Source organism: bacterium (genome assembly GCA_008933615.1).
In the GTDB taxonomy this organism is placed as follows: Bacteria; CLD3; CLD3; order SB21; family SB21; genus SB21.
On the sequence record WBUR01000006.1, the window covers coordinates 1 to 16,389 of the forward strand.

Here is a 16,389-nt window from a genome sequence, read left to right on the forward strand (position 1 = left end):
AATGGCATATTGGCGCGGCAAATCGTTCTTATTGATCTTATCGTCAAGATAGATAGGCGCCATGTGTTTCCCGATCCGATGTTTTTAAACTTATGATTTTTAGTTTGTCTCTGTTAGAACGAACGTAGCGCTGAATGGTAAGGCGTTCATCCAATGTATCCTGATCTTCAATTGTTTTTTGTTTTTTCACATCCCCAGATTCAATAATCGCTTCAACATCCTGCAATTCATTTTCGGCAAAAACTCTTTTCAGTAAACCGTCAACGATCAGGTAGCCGGTACAGTCTTCGGGGTTATGGATCAGATACTTCTCTTCATAACTTTCCGGAATATCCTTTATCCGGGTTTTTTCACGGCGCAGAGCTTTCCGCATTTCAGTCAGTTCCGGCCTCTTTGTTTCCCGTGATTTTAAAAACAAATCTATGTTTTCTTTCGTGTCCAAACGTGTATAATACGATAATATAGTTTTCGCTTCTTCAATATGTTCGCTATACGCCGCCGGGTCAATCCCTCCGCCGCATGCGCCGGAACAACCGCCCAACTGATAGGAAAAGCAAAATCCCTTTTGATTCCGTTTTGGCTTCATTAGTTCCGGGCAAAGTTTCAAATGTTTCTGCGTTTTGTCCAAAAGGTATGTAAGAAATTTAACGGATCGAAATGGTCCAATATACTCGTTTCCGTCATCTATCTTGGAATCGACAACTAACAATTTTGGGTATATATCGTCTGATATTTTTACGAACATATATCCTTTTCGCTGAATCTGCTGAACGTTGTAAAAAGGCTGGTGCTTCTTTATCAGACGTGACTCAAGGATGAGCGATTCAAGTTCGCTTGAACAAACGATCGCGTCGAGTCGTTCCGTATAACGCAGCAACCGCTTTTTTTTAGGAATATCGTCTTCACGTAAATGGCTCAACACCCTCGATCGGATATTATTGCTCTTTCCGATGTATAACGGGAGATCGTTAGCGTCCTTGAACATATAAACGCCTTTGGCTGAAGGCAACTGCATAATTTCAGGCTTAAGCCGTTCCTGCCACTTATCTGTTTTTTCAAGCGTTCGGGCAAATTTTGTAAAAACTTCAACTGCATTAGGATGATGCAAGAATTTTAGTAAAATTTCCGCAGTAGCCATGGCGTCACTGAGCGCGCGATGGCGATTTTGAACGCGAACGCCAAAACGTTCGATCAGCGCGTCTAAATTGTATTGTTTGTATCCGGGAAATAATTTCCTGCCTAATTTAACCGTACAAAACCGGTCTTTATAAAATGATTCTCCTGCCCTTTCAAATTCCGTCTTGAGGAACTCATAGTCGAAATTTACATTATGCGCTACAAAAAAATTTCCATCCAGATGCGCTTTTACGTCAGAAAAAATTTTCTTAAATGAAGGCGCGGCTGCAAGATCGTTGTCGCTCAAGCCCGTGAGCTGCGTGATAAATGGAGGTAACGCAATAGGCGGATGAACAAGCGTTTGATACGTTTCAGTAATACGCCGGTTCTTAATATTCACAATGCCGATTTCGATAACATACCCGTTCCTGCTGCTGTTTCCTGTGGTTTCAATATCCACCACAGAAAAACCTGCGTCGAGATCAAAAATAGGAAGTGAGGAAAGTGTCATCTAATCTGCGTTTGTTGAAATTTATTTTATGGAATTCGTATATTCGTACACGCCTTTACCGGCTTTTCGTCCGAGCCTTCCTGCTTTGACGTATTGGACCATGAGCGGGCAAGGTTTGTATTTTTCGCCGAGCGCTTTATGAAGGTATTCCAAAATGCTCAACCGCGTGTCGAGTCCTACCAGATCAACCATTTCAAAAGGCCCCATAGGATGATTCAGCCCGAGTTTCAGCGCCGTGTCAATATCTTTGGCCGAAGCCACGCCTTCTTCAAGCAGGTAAAAAGCTTCATTGCCGATCATGGCGTTAATTCGGCTTGTAATAAATCCCGGCGATTCCTTGATCGTTACGATCTCTTTTCCCATTTGTTTAGAAACGTCTTGTGTTATTCGGATCGTTTCCTCATCCGTTTCCAACGCGCGGATGATCTCGACTAATTTCATTTTATGAACCGGATTAAAAAAATGCATGCCGATACATTTCTGTGGACGGCCGGTAACCGCAGAAATTTCCGAGATGCTAAGAGAAGATGTGTTCGTGGCAAAAATGCTTTCAGGTTTACAAACTTTATCCATCGCAGAAAAAAGCTTGATCTTGAGTTCAATTTTTTCCGGCGCGGCTTCGATAATAAAATCCGCGTCCCGCACTGCCGAACCTAAATCGCTGTTTAGCTTTAGATGTTTGAGCGTTTTGTCTTTTTCCTGGCCGGTAATTTTACCAAATTCAATACCTTTATCCAGATTGTTTGTTATCGTTGCCAGCCCTTTATCCAAGGCCTCTTTGGAAATATCATTCAGCGTCGTTTCAAATCCGGCCTGCGCGGCAACGTGGGCAATTCCACTACCCATAATACCCGCGCCGATAACGGTAATTGTTTTAACGCTCATCACACTCCTTCTTGTGCAATAGCACGAACGCACCATGAACTTGCCGTAAATTCATTTCACGGCGCGTTACAGACTATTTAATAAAATAGAGAACTAAAGTTTATTTTCTTTGTGCCGTTTTTCGATCATGCTCGCATAATCCAGAATTGCCGACATCTGTCCGCTCGCATGAATACCTGCTTCTTCCAGTACTTTGGCGCCGGAACCGCTTCCGAGGTAATGCCCTTTTCTGAATGGATACAGCGTCCGGCGGAGACCTTCTTCGGAACGAATCCACTTATACATAGTCGGTAATGTGAAATCCGACATGCCAAAAGCATGCGTGCGCAATTTTTCAGAAAATATTTTTTCCTGTTCGTCATCCGGTAATAGGCCGAACAATTCTGTGCTGGCAACATAATACACATTCATGTTAATACCTTTCGCGTCTAACTTCTCCAGCACTTCACTAACGAAGATCGTTGCCACGCCGTTGCCCTGAAGCACCAGTGTTCCATGATATTCTTTGGCGCTCATATCCGCTTCGCGCAGCGCATACACGCCTTTGATCGCAGCAGACGCGTCGGGCAGCTTCATTTTAATCCGATCTACGATAATATCTTCCGGGCGCGTTACAAACGGAGCTAAGACGGCAGGTTGTTTTTTCAAACCTTCTACCATTAGATGCCATATTTCACAAGCGTCCCACGGCGTCAGGGTGATCAATTTTCCTTTTGGAAAACCTTCGCACAAAAGCTGTAAAGGCTGCGGGTCTGCATGGGTCGGGCCGTCTTCGCCTGTTTTCGGGCCGGCGTGTCCGTTTAGTATGATCCACGTTCTGAACGGCTGTCCTGTAATTTCCCATTGATTCTGCTGGCCGATGGAATGCGTGCGTGCCGCGGTATGTTCCATCGCAGTAACGAAGGCAGAATATGATGCGGTTACGCCGACGTGATTTCTATAACTGGATAAGCCCGACATAAAACATCCCATCGCATCTTCGCAAATGCCGCCAACGGGAATCAAGCGTGAACCGGGATTGGTAAATGCATTATAAAATCCTTGCGGGAAATCTTTGTTGATCGCGCTCAGGCTGGTAGAACCGAACAAGTCCGCCGCGGTTCCAATAAATGCGCCGCCTGTTTTTTTGTTCAAATAATTAATAACGGACATGACCTGTCCGCGCAATGTTGCCGCGGAGCCTGGTTTTAATTTCAATTCATCCGGCGCGGTTGCAGAGGCAATCGAGTCGGTATACAGTTTTTCAATTTCAGGCGCATCCGCGCGAACTTTTATGTTCCGTTTTTCCAGACGCTCTTTTGCGGCGGTCAACTTTTCTGATGCTTTTTTTGCGATTTCAGGATGCTCTGTTATCACTTGGCGCACCATTAATAACGAATCCCAGAAGTTTTGTTCAATAGACACATTGTTTTTCTCTCCGGTAAATCTCGGAATTTGGACATTGAACATTTTCTCAAATTCGCTGACAAATTTATAATATTCATCCGAACAAAATTTATGTCCCGCGCCGTGAGATGCTTTTCCGGTAATGCCGTAGGACCAGCCTTTGACCGTTCTGTAAACGACCGCCGTCGGCTGTTTACTATCAAGCGAATACGCTAATTTCTGCGCAGCGAATATCTGCTGGAAATTATGTCCTTCCGGCGCGTAAATGACATTCCAGTCGTGGAGATACAGGAGTTCACGCGGATCCCACTGCACGTAGTCGCCCGGTTTATCATCCTCTGCCGTGCATCGGTCGGAATCGATCGTCGATTGATTCCAGTCGACGTGCAAAACTACGTTATGGAGTTGCGCCGTGGCCGCCGCCGGGAGCGCTTCGTGCACGCGGCCGGGCGTCATGCCGCCTTCGCCTTCTATAATATTCACCATCGGCGGATTATCCGGAAACATGTCCAGCGCGCCCAATGCAAGGCCGAGCGACGCCGGTAAACCGATCCCGCTCGGGCCGGTTGCCGTTTTTACAAACGGGACCACGCAGGACGGGTGGCCGTCAAGCGCTTTGGAATGAAATTGATTAAAGAGCGGCGTTTCCTGCGTGGGGTTTCGCCGGAAGCCCAACAAATCCTCTAACCGTAATTGTCTTTTTTCTCCGGCCAGCAATTTGGGATTTCCCTGGCGGATCAATTCGTTTCGCAATGCCCACATCGCATAAAGACCCATCGCTTTATGTCCGGCGGCATACGCGATCATATCATTTTCAAAAATGTCGGGTTTGGAAAAATCATAATCCATCATGTTATACAGCAAGCCTTCAACAATCCGGCCGGACGAAAGGCTTCCGCCCGGATGACCGGATAGCGGAACGAAATTATACAAAATCCCGCATATCGTTCGATACATTACGTCCAGTTTTTCAAAAAAAGAGATTTCTTCTTGGGTAAGCTCGGATCCTTTTTCTTTCATAATGTCGGATACATTATAAAATACGCTGCGGCGGGGGCGTAAACTAAAAGGCAATGTTTTCGCACCGGCAAATTCAGTTCGTCGTTTCATACCGTATACTCCTCTAACAGACACCTGTGTTGATTTTAAGTAATTCTATTTTTCTTGCGAATCCTTATGAAATCGTTTAATTTCTTTTATGCCAACCAAAACCGCCAATCGTAACAAATCTTTGAGCAGTTCCGAAAGAAAAAACGGCGAATTCGCTGAAGAATATAATGAATTTGAAAGTATACCGCAAAAGCAATTTACAACAACCACCAAAGGAAGAAGCTCGGGATTTAATCCTGTAAACCGATTTGACGATTTTCATTTGGAAAAAACAGCGGACGATATTACGGAAGAAGACATCGAACGCAAGGTTCGGACGGAATTCATCAGGGACAACACTAAAACTATTCTGTCCAAAAACGATTCACCGGATATTCCGTATACGTACAGCATCAATCCCTATCGCGGTTGCGAACACGGATGCATTTATTGTTATGCCCGGCCTTCGCACGAATATCTGGGTTATTCATCCGGCATGGATTTCGAGACGAAAATTCTGGTAAAGCACGATGCAGCAAAACTTTTGGAAAAAACATTTTTAGATCCGAAATGGAATCCCGAACCGATCTGTTTATCCGGCAATACCGATTGTTATCAACCGGCGGAGCGTAATTTCAAACTCACACGCGATCTCTTGAATGTTTTTCTGAAATTCAGAAATCCCCTCCGGATTATAACAAAAAATTTCCTTATTACACGGGATATTGATATATTGAAAGCGTTGGCAGAGCTTCATCTGGCCCATGTCGTCATTTCTATTACGACTCTCGACAAAGAATTATCTCGCCGCATGGAACCTCGGACCTCTATCCCTTCACAACGTCTTGAGGCCATTGCATTGCTCGCTGGGCATAATATTCCTGTCGGCGTACTGGCTGCGCCGATCATTCCGGGCCTCAATGATCACGAACTGCCTGAAATGCTGCGCCATGCTTCAGATGCAGGAGCTACGACGGCCGGATATACGGTTATTAGACTCTCGCACGCATTAAAAGAATTGTTCAAGGATTGGATTGAAAGAGAGTATCCTGACAAGTATGAAAAGATTATCCACTCCATTCAGGATGTTCGCAACGGCAAACTCAATAACACGGAATGGGGCAAACGCATGCAGGGCGAAGGTGAAATGGCTGAATACATTGCCGCCATGTTCAAGACCTTCTCCAAAAAGTACGGCTTGAATAACCGGCCATCTGAAAGTAAACCGGCTCTTTTCTTACGCGGTAATTCAGATCAGATCAACCTGTTTGATCAACAATAAGGTAAGTTTACGTCTCTAATAATTAAGCAGTCATTCTTTTTCTTACTAAAAAGGATCTGAAATATGTCGGAATACTTGCTACTGATCATAACCGTTTTTGCTCTTGCGGCCGTGATCGTTTTTCTCGTTCATACGCGGCATCAGCGAGTTTTAAATGATACCCGTAAGACATATGAAACACAGATCAGCGAGATCAAAAAGCGACAAGAGCGGCAACTGGAAGACCGCACTTTCGATTTGAGGTTATTGGCGAAAAGTTTAAGAGAAAAAAAAGAGGAGCTTGAAAAAATTAACGTGATCGTAAAATCGATTAACTCTGAAATGAATTTTGTCGGTTTTCTGAATACGATCTTGGATCAATCGAGGGTCATCAAAGGGCTTGAACGAGCGCGCGTTCTTGTTTATGACAAGGACAATGACGTGTTTAAATACAAAGTTGCCAAGGGCTGGGATATGGAACAACTAAAGTCCATTGAAATGTCACCGGCTGAAGTTGAAAACCAGTTCATCAAAGATTCAGAAGAAATATATCAGGATATTTTTCTTGTAAAAAAATCCGTTTCGCAGGCCAATCAATTGCCTTCACCAAGGTCGATGATTGTGCTGCGAGTTAAAGTCAAAGAGATGGTGGAAGGTTATCTTTTCTTTGACAATATGCAAAGCGATGAGGCTTTTGATGAACATGACAAACAACTTTTGCATAACCTCAAGGAGCATATTATCTCCGCATTTTTAAAGACAAAAATTCTTGAAGAACTCAAAAAACTTAACGAGGCAAAAAACGAATTTCTCGGCGTGGTGGCGCACGATCTTAGAAATCCGTTAGGTAACATTGCCAATTTTGCAAAGCTTCTTTTGATGGACATTGAAATGGATTCGCTCGACCTGACCAACGCAAAAAAAATGCTCGATCGTATCAATCAGTCATCTAAGAATCTGGTCGAAATTGTCGGAGGCTTGCTTAACCTTTCCGCCATTGAATCCGGCAAGATTACTCTGAATTTAAAGAAAGAAAAAATCGATTCCATTCTAAGCGAGTGTGAGGAAGTTCATAAAAATGCGGCGCAGAACAAAAATATTCAGCTTATAATCGAGAAAAATAAATCGCTGCCGGAGATCGCAGTTGATAAACTCCGAATAATGGAGGTGTTTGATAATCTGATCAGCAATGGAATTAAATACTCGCACTCCGGCGGACGCGTACGAATATACTGCGAAGCCAATACAAAAGAGGTCATAACACACGTTGAGGATACGGGACAGGGGCTAACGGAACAAGATTTACAAAGTATTTTTTCTAAATTCACCCGGCTCAGTTCCAAGCCAACTGCCGGAGAATCCAGCACCGGCCTGGGATTGTCTATTGTAAAGAAAATAGTGGAAATTCACGGTGGACGGGTATGGGTTCAAAGTACCAAGAATGTTGGCTCTACTTTCAGTTTTTCGATTCCTATCGAGAATAACTCAGTGAAAGCAGTATAAATTGGGAATACTTACCACCGAGACACTGAGAACACGAAGAAACATAAAAATATTTTACATATAAATATCAAAGACTCGGTGAACCTCTGTGTTCTCTGTGTCTCTGTGGTAAAATTCATAATACCCGAATAGTTCAAAACTTTTAACTTATCAAAATGAAATGAAAAAAACCGATTGGCCTGAGGTTTTCCAGCCATTAATAAAACAATACCGCGGGCGCAAGCATCCTCTTGATTATCAGAACCGATATCAATTAACCGTAAGCGTTATTCTCTCGGCGCAGGATTCCGATAAACATATTAATGAAATTGCACCGGATTTTTTCAGAGTCTACCCGTCTATCAAAGAACTAGCCATGGCGGAACCGGCTGATCTATATCCTTATCTCAATAAAGTCAGAAATTTTGGTAATAAATGTAAATGGCTGACTAAGCTGGCTAAAACCCTGGGTACGGATGAGCAAATTCCATCCACAATGGAAAAACTGACGGAGCTTTCCGGAATTGGAAGAAAGTCGGCGAACGTGATCATTCGTGAGTCAGGCGGAGAGGCGGAAGGTATTATTGTTGACTTGCATGTAGTCCGAGTTGCGCCAAGGCTCGGCGTTGCGGTGGGTGATAAACCGGATAAGATCGAAAAACAATTAATGGAATCGCTGCCGAAGAACATGTGGGGCGAGGCCGGAATGGCTATTTCTTTTCTCGGAAGGGAAGTCTGCCGCCCAACTAACCCTAAATGCGAAGAGTGTGTGATGAATTCGGTATGCGCTTATTTTAATTCAGAGATCAAAGGCAAGTAAATAGGGAATATGAAGCGAAATCACTCCGCCACAATCTCTCCGATCACAAACGACTCTTCTTTTTTGTTTTTTAGAATACGCTGCGTTTTATCGACATCCTTTTTATCTACGACCAAGATCATCCCTACTCCCAAGTTGAATGTTCGTATCATGTCTGAGTAAGGCACATTTCCCAGCCGATGAATTAATTCAAACACCGGCAATACATTCCAGGAATCCCAATCCAAAGTCATTTTTAATTTTTTTGGCACAACGCGCATCGTGTTTTCAAATATACCTCCGCCCGTAATATGCGAGATGCCTTTGATCTCAATCTTATCCATGAGGGCGGACACAGGTTTTAAATACGATTTATGTACTTTCATTAATTCCTCACCGACCGTACAACCCAGTTCGTCAATATGCGAATCAACTTTAAATGTATTTAATAACACTTTCCTTGCCAGCGAATACCCATTGGTATGAAGCCCTGAAGAATACATACCGATCATAACGTCCCCTTTTCGTATGGATGCGCCGTTAATCATTTTTTTCTTTTCGGCCACGCCTACGATCGTACCCGACATATCATATTCCCCATCCGCATAAAATCCAGGCATCTGCGCCGTTTCGCCGCCAATCAACGCGCATCCGTTTTTCTTACAGCCTCGCGTCAGGCCCTCTACGATTTGCATGATCACCGTGTCGCTCACTTTGCCCAAGCCGATATAATCCAGAAAGAAAAGCGGCTTGGCGCCGCACGCTAAAATGTCATTTACGCAGTGATTAACGAGATCTTCACCGACCGTATGATGTTTCTGCATCATAATCGCAATTTTAAGTTTAGTTCCAACCCCGTCTGCGCTTGAAACCAGTACAGGCTGCTTATAATCCTTTTTCCTGAGTTCGTAAAACCCGCCGAACAGCCCGATCTCAGACAAGACGTTTTTATCGTACGTTTGGCGTACCATTTTTTTAATACGGTCTTTTACGGCATTGCCTTGGCTGATGTCAACGCCGGCCTCTTTATACGTGACGGTTTTACTCATTTTTCCCCCTCGAATTATTTAGTTACAGCTATTTTGACGGTACGAGTTACTTTCTTACTGCTGACGGTGCTTTTCGCGGTAATCTTAGCGAGATAAACGCCGCTTTGAATTTTTTTCAGATTCCACTGCACTTCATTATCCGTTTGTGTAATTCCGCTTCCGGTTAACGTTTGTACAAGATCGCCCGCCATATCAAAAATGTGTATCTTCACATTTGCGGGCTCGGTCAAAAAATACCGGATAGTTGTAAAACCGCCGTGAGCAGGATTGGGATAATTATACGCGCTGGTTTTTGGAATCAAATCCCCGGCAAGAGGTGCGAGACTGTTTTGCTCGCGCGAAAGAGATGAGTTTCCTGCGTCATGCGCATACTGGCCCCATTTTATTTGGGATGCGTTATATGCTGCCGGCAAATCCCAAACGTAGACAAAACCATCTTCACTTGTTGTTGCAATTTCCATGTCGCCGTCATTATCAATGTCCAGCAAAGCCGGAGTAGATAAAATCGGTTTACCCGTTGCCACTGGAAATCCGTTCAATAACTTGCCCGTAGTTTCATACGCATAAATATTTCCGTTAGGCGCTCCGACAATGAGATCGGGTTTATTGTCGCCGTTCATATCGCCGGCCAACACGGTTGATAAAATCATTCCTGTAGGTGCAGTGACATCAATGGTTATCGGAAAATTGGTTGCTAAAGTTCCGTTATGATTATAGGCGTAAATTTTATTATTACCCGCAAAAAGTATCTCCAAATATCCGTCGTTATCAATGTCGGCCAGGCTTGGCGGAGATGAAATTGATTCAGGAAGTAGCGATGTAAATCCGGTATAGCCTCCAAAATAGGATTGAATTGCATTATCGTGAATAAGTACAGCGACTTTACTTCCGTTTTGTAATAGATCGCCAACTGCAATTGCATTTGTTAAAGCAGAGGAAATATTTGCGACAGTGGAAAATGAAAAAGAATTCAAGTTAACGGCATAAATCTCGTTGGTAGTAACTGCTATAATTGAATCATTGTTGATTTGGGCGATACCGGCAATAGCTCCTGAAAGCATGGCCGATCCTAATGATATTCCGTTTGAGTCTAAAAAAATTATTTTTCCTCCGTTCGTTCCAAAAATGATTTTTTTCGCATTAGTTATAACGGGCGGCGTTGTGATCTTATCGCCGGATGTGTCATAAACAAATATCGAATCCGCTAAACCATCGGTATTAATATCGGCTGCTTTCCATGCGTAGGCTTTACCGTTTTTTGAAACAGCAATCACATCTAATTTATTATCATTATTAAGATCAGCCAAGGCGGGCGAAAATAAAATTGAATCTGAAGCCTGGGCAAATAGTGCAACTTGATAAAGAGCCGTGTCATTCCCTAGTCCATTATAGAGAGCCGTATTCGTATTGCTTATTACTTTAGCCCCTCCGCTTGTCCATGCATAGATTTTTCCGTCCGTGCCAACAGCGACTATCTCATTCTTAGCATCGCCTGCGATATCGCCGTATTTTATCGAATTTCTGCCCATGCTTGAGCCTGTGTAGCGAGGAAATCCTTTCTGCAAAAGCGACGTCCGAAGATTGAATGTCATGATTTGCTGCATCGGGCTGATCTGTGTAATATGAATTCCTGAATTTGCCCGGCCATTAGACAAAGTGTTAGGAACCGACGTCGGAGTAAAAAAAACAGAATCCACTTTATTATTATAAAAGGCAAATCCTTCGTTGCCTTTATAAAAATAATCAAAACGATTTCCGGGATCGATATCCGTTCCAAATAAACTCGAAATTCCAAAACCGATGCCCTGATTGCCGGAGCCTTCGACAACCTTAACGCCTCTACGGAAAAGATCGTTATTGATCGAGTTGGACGCTATGTTTTGTAATATGATATTTTCATCGATGTGCCATATCAGAAGCCCGTTGCCGGGTAAACCGTTGTCGTACTCATCTACTTTGGTAATGACTTTGGTGTCTGAGGATCGAACGACGCCCGCCATATACACAGTATCAATAGTAGTTGAACCGTCGGAATTATTGATCGTGTCAAAACGAGAGATAACTTCGGGCGAAAGGGCGTTGCTGATAACATCCCGCTGTCTGTTTTCAACTAAAAAATATTCCGATGCATTGATTGGAATTTTAAGAATCGTGTTTTGTCCTGCGAGTTTTCGGGGATAGAGATGAACATCAAAACTATCTGAAACGATCACGGGCTCTGCCCAGCCCAAATAAATTTTTGTCCACGGATCGGGTTCCGTCGGAATTAATCCTTCGCCGTTAAAAGCGCCTTGATCTTCGAGGCCAAAATAGCCGATCACCGCAGAACCGGTTTCAGTATTAAACAGATCCGGCATCCCGAGCTGACTTCCGAAATTAGCGATCAATATTCCCGATAGTCCGAGTTCTTTGAAATCTTCCGTTCCAAGTATGGGATCGATAAAGGATTGGCTTTCGGTTTCAGGAACTACCACGCCGTCGGTGACAAATAATGAGCTTCCGTTTACCGGAACGCCTTGATAAGTTTCGCCAAAACGCGTTTTTAGTAATTTATGTGAAACATAACGCGAAGAAAGATCGTTGGTGGTCGAGTTATCTAAATTAATATCTTCACCCGCACCGGCATGAAAAATAATTACATAGTCATACTGTGAAAAATCTATGGTGTCGGACAGATCGGCCTGCGTCACCGCGTCGGCAAAAAATTCGGCCAGTCTTTTATCCCGCGCCTGTGGTGTACCGCGAATACCGTAATATTCCATCAGTTTTGTAAGCGTATACGCCGCTGTATCGCCGTCCGGTTTTACCGTATAGTCAATATCCAGTTTTCCATCCGATACATCAAAGAAATAATTCTTCATCGATAAAAGCTGATCTTCGAAATATCGTTTATTATGAGGCGCAGGATCGATTGTCCGAATCGAGCGTTGATCGCTCAGGTCAAAATGGCCGTTACCGGTAGTTTGTTCTTTGTCGGGAACTTCCTTTTGAAACTGCACTCGTAAGGCGAGAACTTTAACCGTTCCTGATGAGGTTTTTTTAGGAAGGCTGTTTTGTGAGTGCGTTAGTTGACGAAATAATTTTCCTGAGTGGGTGTGTTGAGAATAAAGAAATTCACCCGAGAAAATAAAAAAACTTACGAGAAAAAAAATATATTTCATTTGTTTGTTTTGGTCCTTTGCGCCGGCTTCATGTTCCGGTTTACTAAAAAAAAACCGAATCAGCTCCATGGTGGAATTGATTCGGTTTAAAATCTAAAAATCTTTCTTTAATTAGAAAGTTAAACCAATACTGTAAAACTGTGATCCATCACGCGGATTAAAGCTGCTTCCAAGATTGGTCGTGTACGCAAAATCAATTCTGAAGAGCGAATACTTAATTCCCGCGCCAAAATTAAGATCATACAACTTCCCTGCAAAATCAAGGGACATGCCGCTTCGCAAAGCCAGGAAATCGGAATAGGTATATTCTGTGCCGAAGTTATGTCCGAGTCGATGCCATCCATTGTCAACCCACGTGGTAAAAACGGCTTTATATAACGGGTCAGCGCCGTTCCTTCTGCCGCGCACGATTTGGCGATTTATCTCGTATGCAACCAGAACTTTATTGTATTCGGACTTGAATACAGGATATGAAAGTCCGATCCTCATATTTGTCGGTAATGGATCCGCCTGTTTTTCATCTGCATAGGCTATTTCGGGCCCGATATTTGCCAAACTCGCGCCAAAAGTCAAATCATCTATGAAAAAATTCTTTTTCATGACGCCGACATCAATGGCGACCGAACTGCCGATACCCTTTTCTGTTTCAGCGGTCGAGCCCTTATCAGAAAGTTTGCTATAAATAAATTTCAAATTACCGCCGACACCTAAATCCGGACTCAATTTCATTGCGTATGTTCCGCCTACTGCAATATCGTAACTTGTGATGCGTCCGTTTTCATTACCTAAGGCATCCGTAGCGATCTGCTCGCCCAGATTTAAAAATGTAAAATTGAAACCAACAATCCCGAAATTTTCAATATTCCATATAATCGAACCGTAATCATAAAAAATATCATTCAGGTTAAACTGAGGCAGCCAGTTAACATGCATGAACTGAACATTCCGCGGCTGTTCCGGGGTTGTCAGAAAACTTACCGCTCCGGGATTCCAATAGATCGCATTCGCATCATTGGCTGTTGAAACTCCCGTTTCTCCCATACCGTTATGACGCGCGCCGGGCGGAATCAATAGAAAGAGTACGCCGGCCTCGCTGGTCTGAGCGGCGATCTTAGCTGTTGGAACCGATTGTAAGGTTAGACATAAACCAAGCGCTAAAATAAAATATTTACAACATTTGACGATTTTAAACATAAATTATCGACCTCCCTTAATAAAGGCACTATTGTTACGATTTTTCAACAACGTTCTAACAATACATCCGATAGACACATATCCTTTCGTTGAGTGACTATAATAACCAAGTTAGAGAATTATTACAAGTTGAATCTCTTGCCTGAATGAAACCTCAGATAAAGAGATATGAGACGTTTGATCGATTTTTTAGTTTCAATTCTGTATCAAATTACGATCAAAAACTCCTTTGAAGTTCCGGCGGTTTAAGGGAAGGTTAAACTGTGATTTAATATACACATTTTACGGAAATCAGTCAAGCAATTCGTTTGAGATTCGAGGCTCATATCCTTATAACTATGGGGTACATCAAAGTGGCGTTACTTCATTAATTTACAACTGCGCTCAGGCAGGGCCTGAAAATTGTCTTGCTTAAATAGCCTGCTCATAATATATTCACGGGGTTTTCTAAATGCAGTCGGGTCTTAAACATTCGGGTAAATAATGGAGTTAAAAAGCCGTCATTTGCTTGGCCTTAAAGGCATGAGCAAAGATGAGATTGAATTGATCTTAGAAACGGCTGTTTCCTTTAAAGAGGTTCTAAACCGCCCTGTTAAGAAAGTTCCCACACTTCAGGGATTTACAATTGTTAATCTTTTTTTTGAACCATCTACTCGCACACGAATTTCCTTCGAATTAGCACAAAAAAGATTATCCGCCGATACGATTAACTTTGCCTCATCCGGCAGCAGTACGTCGAAAGGCGAGACGCTGAAAGACACTGCGCAAAATATCGAATCGATGAAGATCGATATGGTCGTAATCCGGCACGGATCGGCGGGCGCTCCTGCATTTTTGTCGGAACGTCTCAAATCCAATATCATCAATGCCGGTGACGGGCAACATGAACACCCGACCCAAGGGCTACTGGATATTTTTACGTTAAAAGAAAAATTTGGCGATATCAAAGGCCTGCATGTCGTCATTCTGGGCGACATTACACACAGCCGTGTTGCGCGCTCGAATATTTATGGACTCAAAGCGCTCGGCGCCGACGTTGCCGTATGCGGCCCGCCAACGTTGATTCCCCGGCATTTGGAAGAGATGAATATTAGAGTGTACCATCATCTGGATGAAGCTATTCAAAATGCGGACGCGCTCAATGTGCTCCGCATACAATTAGAACGTCAGACTTCCGGACTATTTCCGTCAGTGCGCGAATACCACCGCACGTTCGGCGTAACGAAAGAAAAATTAGACAAATCAAAAAAATCCATAACGATTATGCATCCCGGGCCGATAAATCGCGGCGTGGAATTGGATAGCGATGTTGCGGACAGCGAACATTCCGTTATTCTCGATCAGGTTCTCAATGGCGTCGCTATTCGTATGGCGGTATTGTATCTTCTTAGTTCAAAAAGGTAAAAGGAGCACCTCGTGCACTCTATTTTAGTGACGGGCGGAGCAGGATTCATCGGAAGTAATTTTGTTCGATTCATGCTCAAAAAATATCCGTCGTACCGAATTATCGTTCTTGATGCGCTCACGTACGCAGGTAATCGGGAAAACTTATCAGACCTGGAAAAAGATCCCAGGTTTATTTTTTATTACGGCAATATATGTGACCGTACTGTGGTCGATAATCTTGTCTCCAACGTGGATGCGATCGTTAATTTTGCCGCAGAAACGCACGTGGACCGTTCGATTCATGAAGCGGACTCATTTGTTCAGACCGACGTACTCGGCACTCTGATCCTTCTTGAAGCGGCAAAAAAATATAATATCGAGCGGTATCTGCAAATTTCCACCGACGAAGTGTACGGATCCATAGAAGAAGGCGCTTTCACCGAAGAGCATTCGCTGGCGCCCAATAGTCCTTATTCCGCCAGTAAAGCCGGCGGCGACATGATGGTACGCGCGCATTATAAAACTTACGGCACGCCGACGCTGATCACGCGAGCATCCAATAATTACGGACCTTTCCAGTATCCGGAAAAACTTATTCCGTTTTTTGTTACTAATGCAATCGATTCCGTTCCTCTTCCGCTGTACGGAGACGGGATGAACGTGCGCGACTGGCTTTACGTCGACGATCATTGTGAAGGAGTGGATCACGTGCTGCACCATGGCGTTATCGGGGAAACGTACAATATCGGCGGAGGAAATGAAAAAACAAACATAGATATTACGAATATCATTTTAAAAAAATTAAATAAACCCGATACCCTGATTAAACGCGTTGCCGACAGGCCTGGCCATGACAGACGTTATGCCGTGGATACAAAGAAAATTGAAAAACTCGGCTGGAAACCCAGATTCCGGTTTGAAGAAGCTATCGCAGAAACTATTCAGTGGTACGTCAAGAACGAGTCCTGGTGGCGGAAGATCAAAGAAAAACAAAAGGCGTATCAGGAATTTCTAAAGAAGAACTATGAAGATCGAAAATAACGGATTATATTTTGTAAATATATCATATA

The 16,389-nt window shown here is 43.4% G+C and carries 11 protein-coding genes; 5 read left to right on the top strand and 6 right to left on the bottom strand.

Annotation, left to right across the window (positions count from 1 at the left end; translation table 11 throughout):
• Nucleotides 1-43: 43 nt before the first annotated feature.
• The 3 genes from F9K33_03300 to F9K33_03310 all read right to left on the bottom strand — a co-directional run bounded on the left by F9K33_03300 (nucleotide 44) and on the right by F9K33_03310 (nucleotide 5,008).
• Nucleotides 44-1,627, bottom strand: a complete 1,584-nt coding sequence (locus F9K33_03300; protein KAB2880797.1) for a hypothetical protein — start codon at nucleotides 1,625-1,627, stop codon at nucleotides 44-46.
• 21 nt (nucleotides 1,628-1,648) lie between these two features.
• A complete protein-coding gene (locus F9K33_03305; protein KAB2880798.1) occupies nucleotides 1,649-2,512 on the bottom strand; it encodes a 3-hydroxyacyl-CoA dehydrogenase in 864 nt (287 codons plus the stop codon).
• A 93-nt stretch (nucleotides 2,513-2,605) separates the two neighbouring features.
• Nucleotides 2,606-5,008 carry a hypothetical protein gene (locus tag F9K33_03310; GenBank protein KAB2880799.1) on the bottom strand — a complete coding sequence of 801 codons (2,403 nt, stop codon included), beginning with the start codon at nucleotides 5,006-5,008 and terminating at the stop codon, nucleotides 2,606-2,608.
• Between the two features lie 88 nt (nucleotides 5,009-5,096).
• Here F9K33_03310 and F9K33_03315 point away from each other — a divergent pair, with 88 nt between their 5' ends.
• The 3 genes from F9K33_03315 to F9K33_03325 all read left to right on the top strand — a co-directional run bounded on the left by F9K33_03315 (nucleotide 5,097) and on the right by F9K33_03325 (nucleotide 8,550).
• Complete coding sequence (locus F9K33_03315; protein KAB2880800.1) at nucleotides 5,097-6,269, top strand: PA0069 family radical SAM protein; 1,173 nt, start codon at nucleotides 5,097-5,099, stop codon at nucleotides 6,267-6,269.
• A gap of 63 nt (nucleotides 6,270-6,332) precedes the next feature.
• The gene (locus F9K33_03320) at nucleotides 6,333-7,751 is read left to right on the top strand and encodes a HAMP domain-containing histidine kinase (protein ID KAB2880801.1); all 1,419 of its coding nucleotides are present in this window, start codon (nucleotides 6,333-6,335) and stop codon (nucleotides 7,749-7,751) included.
• 160 nt (nucleotides 7,752-7,911) lie between these two features.
• Entirely contained in the window at nucleotides 7,912-8,550 is a 639-nt protein-coding gene (locus F9K33_03325) for an endonuclease III (protein ID KAB2880802.1), read from the top strand.
• 20 nt (nucleotides 8,551-8,570) lie between these two features.
• Here F9K33_03325 and F9K33_03330 read toward each other — a convergent pair whose 3' ends face one another.
• The 3 genes from F9K33_03330 to F9K33_03340 are packed head-to-tail and all read right to left on the bottom strand — an operon-like array spanning nucleotide 8,571 to nucleotide 13,933.
• Nucleotides 8,571-9,578, bottom strand: coding sequence for a phosphoribosylformylglycinamidine cyclo-ligase (locus F9K33_03330; GenBank protein KAB2880803.1), 1,008 nt, complete (start codon nucleotides 9,576-9,578; stop codon nucleotides 8,571-8,573).
• Nucleotides 9,579-9,592: 14 nt separating this feature from the next.
• Nucleotides 9,593-12,808 (bottom strand): T9SS type A sorting domain-containing protein, encoded by a 3,216-nt coding sequence (locus F9K33_03335; GenBank protein ID KAB2880804.1) that lies wholly within the window; start codon nucleotides 12,806-12,808, stop codon nucleotides 9,593-9,595.
• A 42-nt stretch (nucleotides 12,809-12,850) separates the two neighbouring features.
• Nucleotides 12,851-13,933, bottom strand: a complete 1,083-nt coding sequence (locus tag F9K33_03340; GenBank protein KAB2880805.1) for a UPF0164 family protein — start codon at nucleotides 13,931-13,933, stop codon at nucleotides 12,851-12,853.
• Nucleotides 13,934-14,413: 480 nt separating this feature from the next.
• On the opposite strand from F9K33_03340, the gene F9K33_03345 reads away from it, so the two are divergent.
• Both F9K33_03345 and rfbB read left to right on the top strand, forming a co-directional pair.
• Entirely contained in the window at nucleotides 14,414-15,337 is a 924-nt protein-coding gene (locus tag F9K33_03345; GenBank protein ID KAB2880806.1) for an aspartate carbamoyltransferase catalytic subunit, read from the top strand.
• A gap of 12 nt (nucleotides 15,338-15,349) precedes the next feature.
• The gene (rfbB, locus tag F9K33_03350; protein ID KAB2880807.1) at nucleotides 15,350-16,360 is read left to right on the top strand and encodes a dTDP-glucose 4,6-dehydratase; all 1,011 of its coding nucleotides are present in this window, start codon (nucleotides 15,350-15,352) and stop codon (nucleotides 16,358-16,360) included.
• Nucleotides 16,361-16,389: the final 29 nt, after the last annotated feature.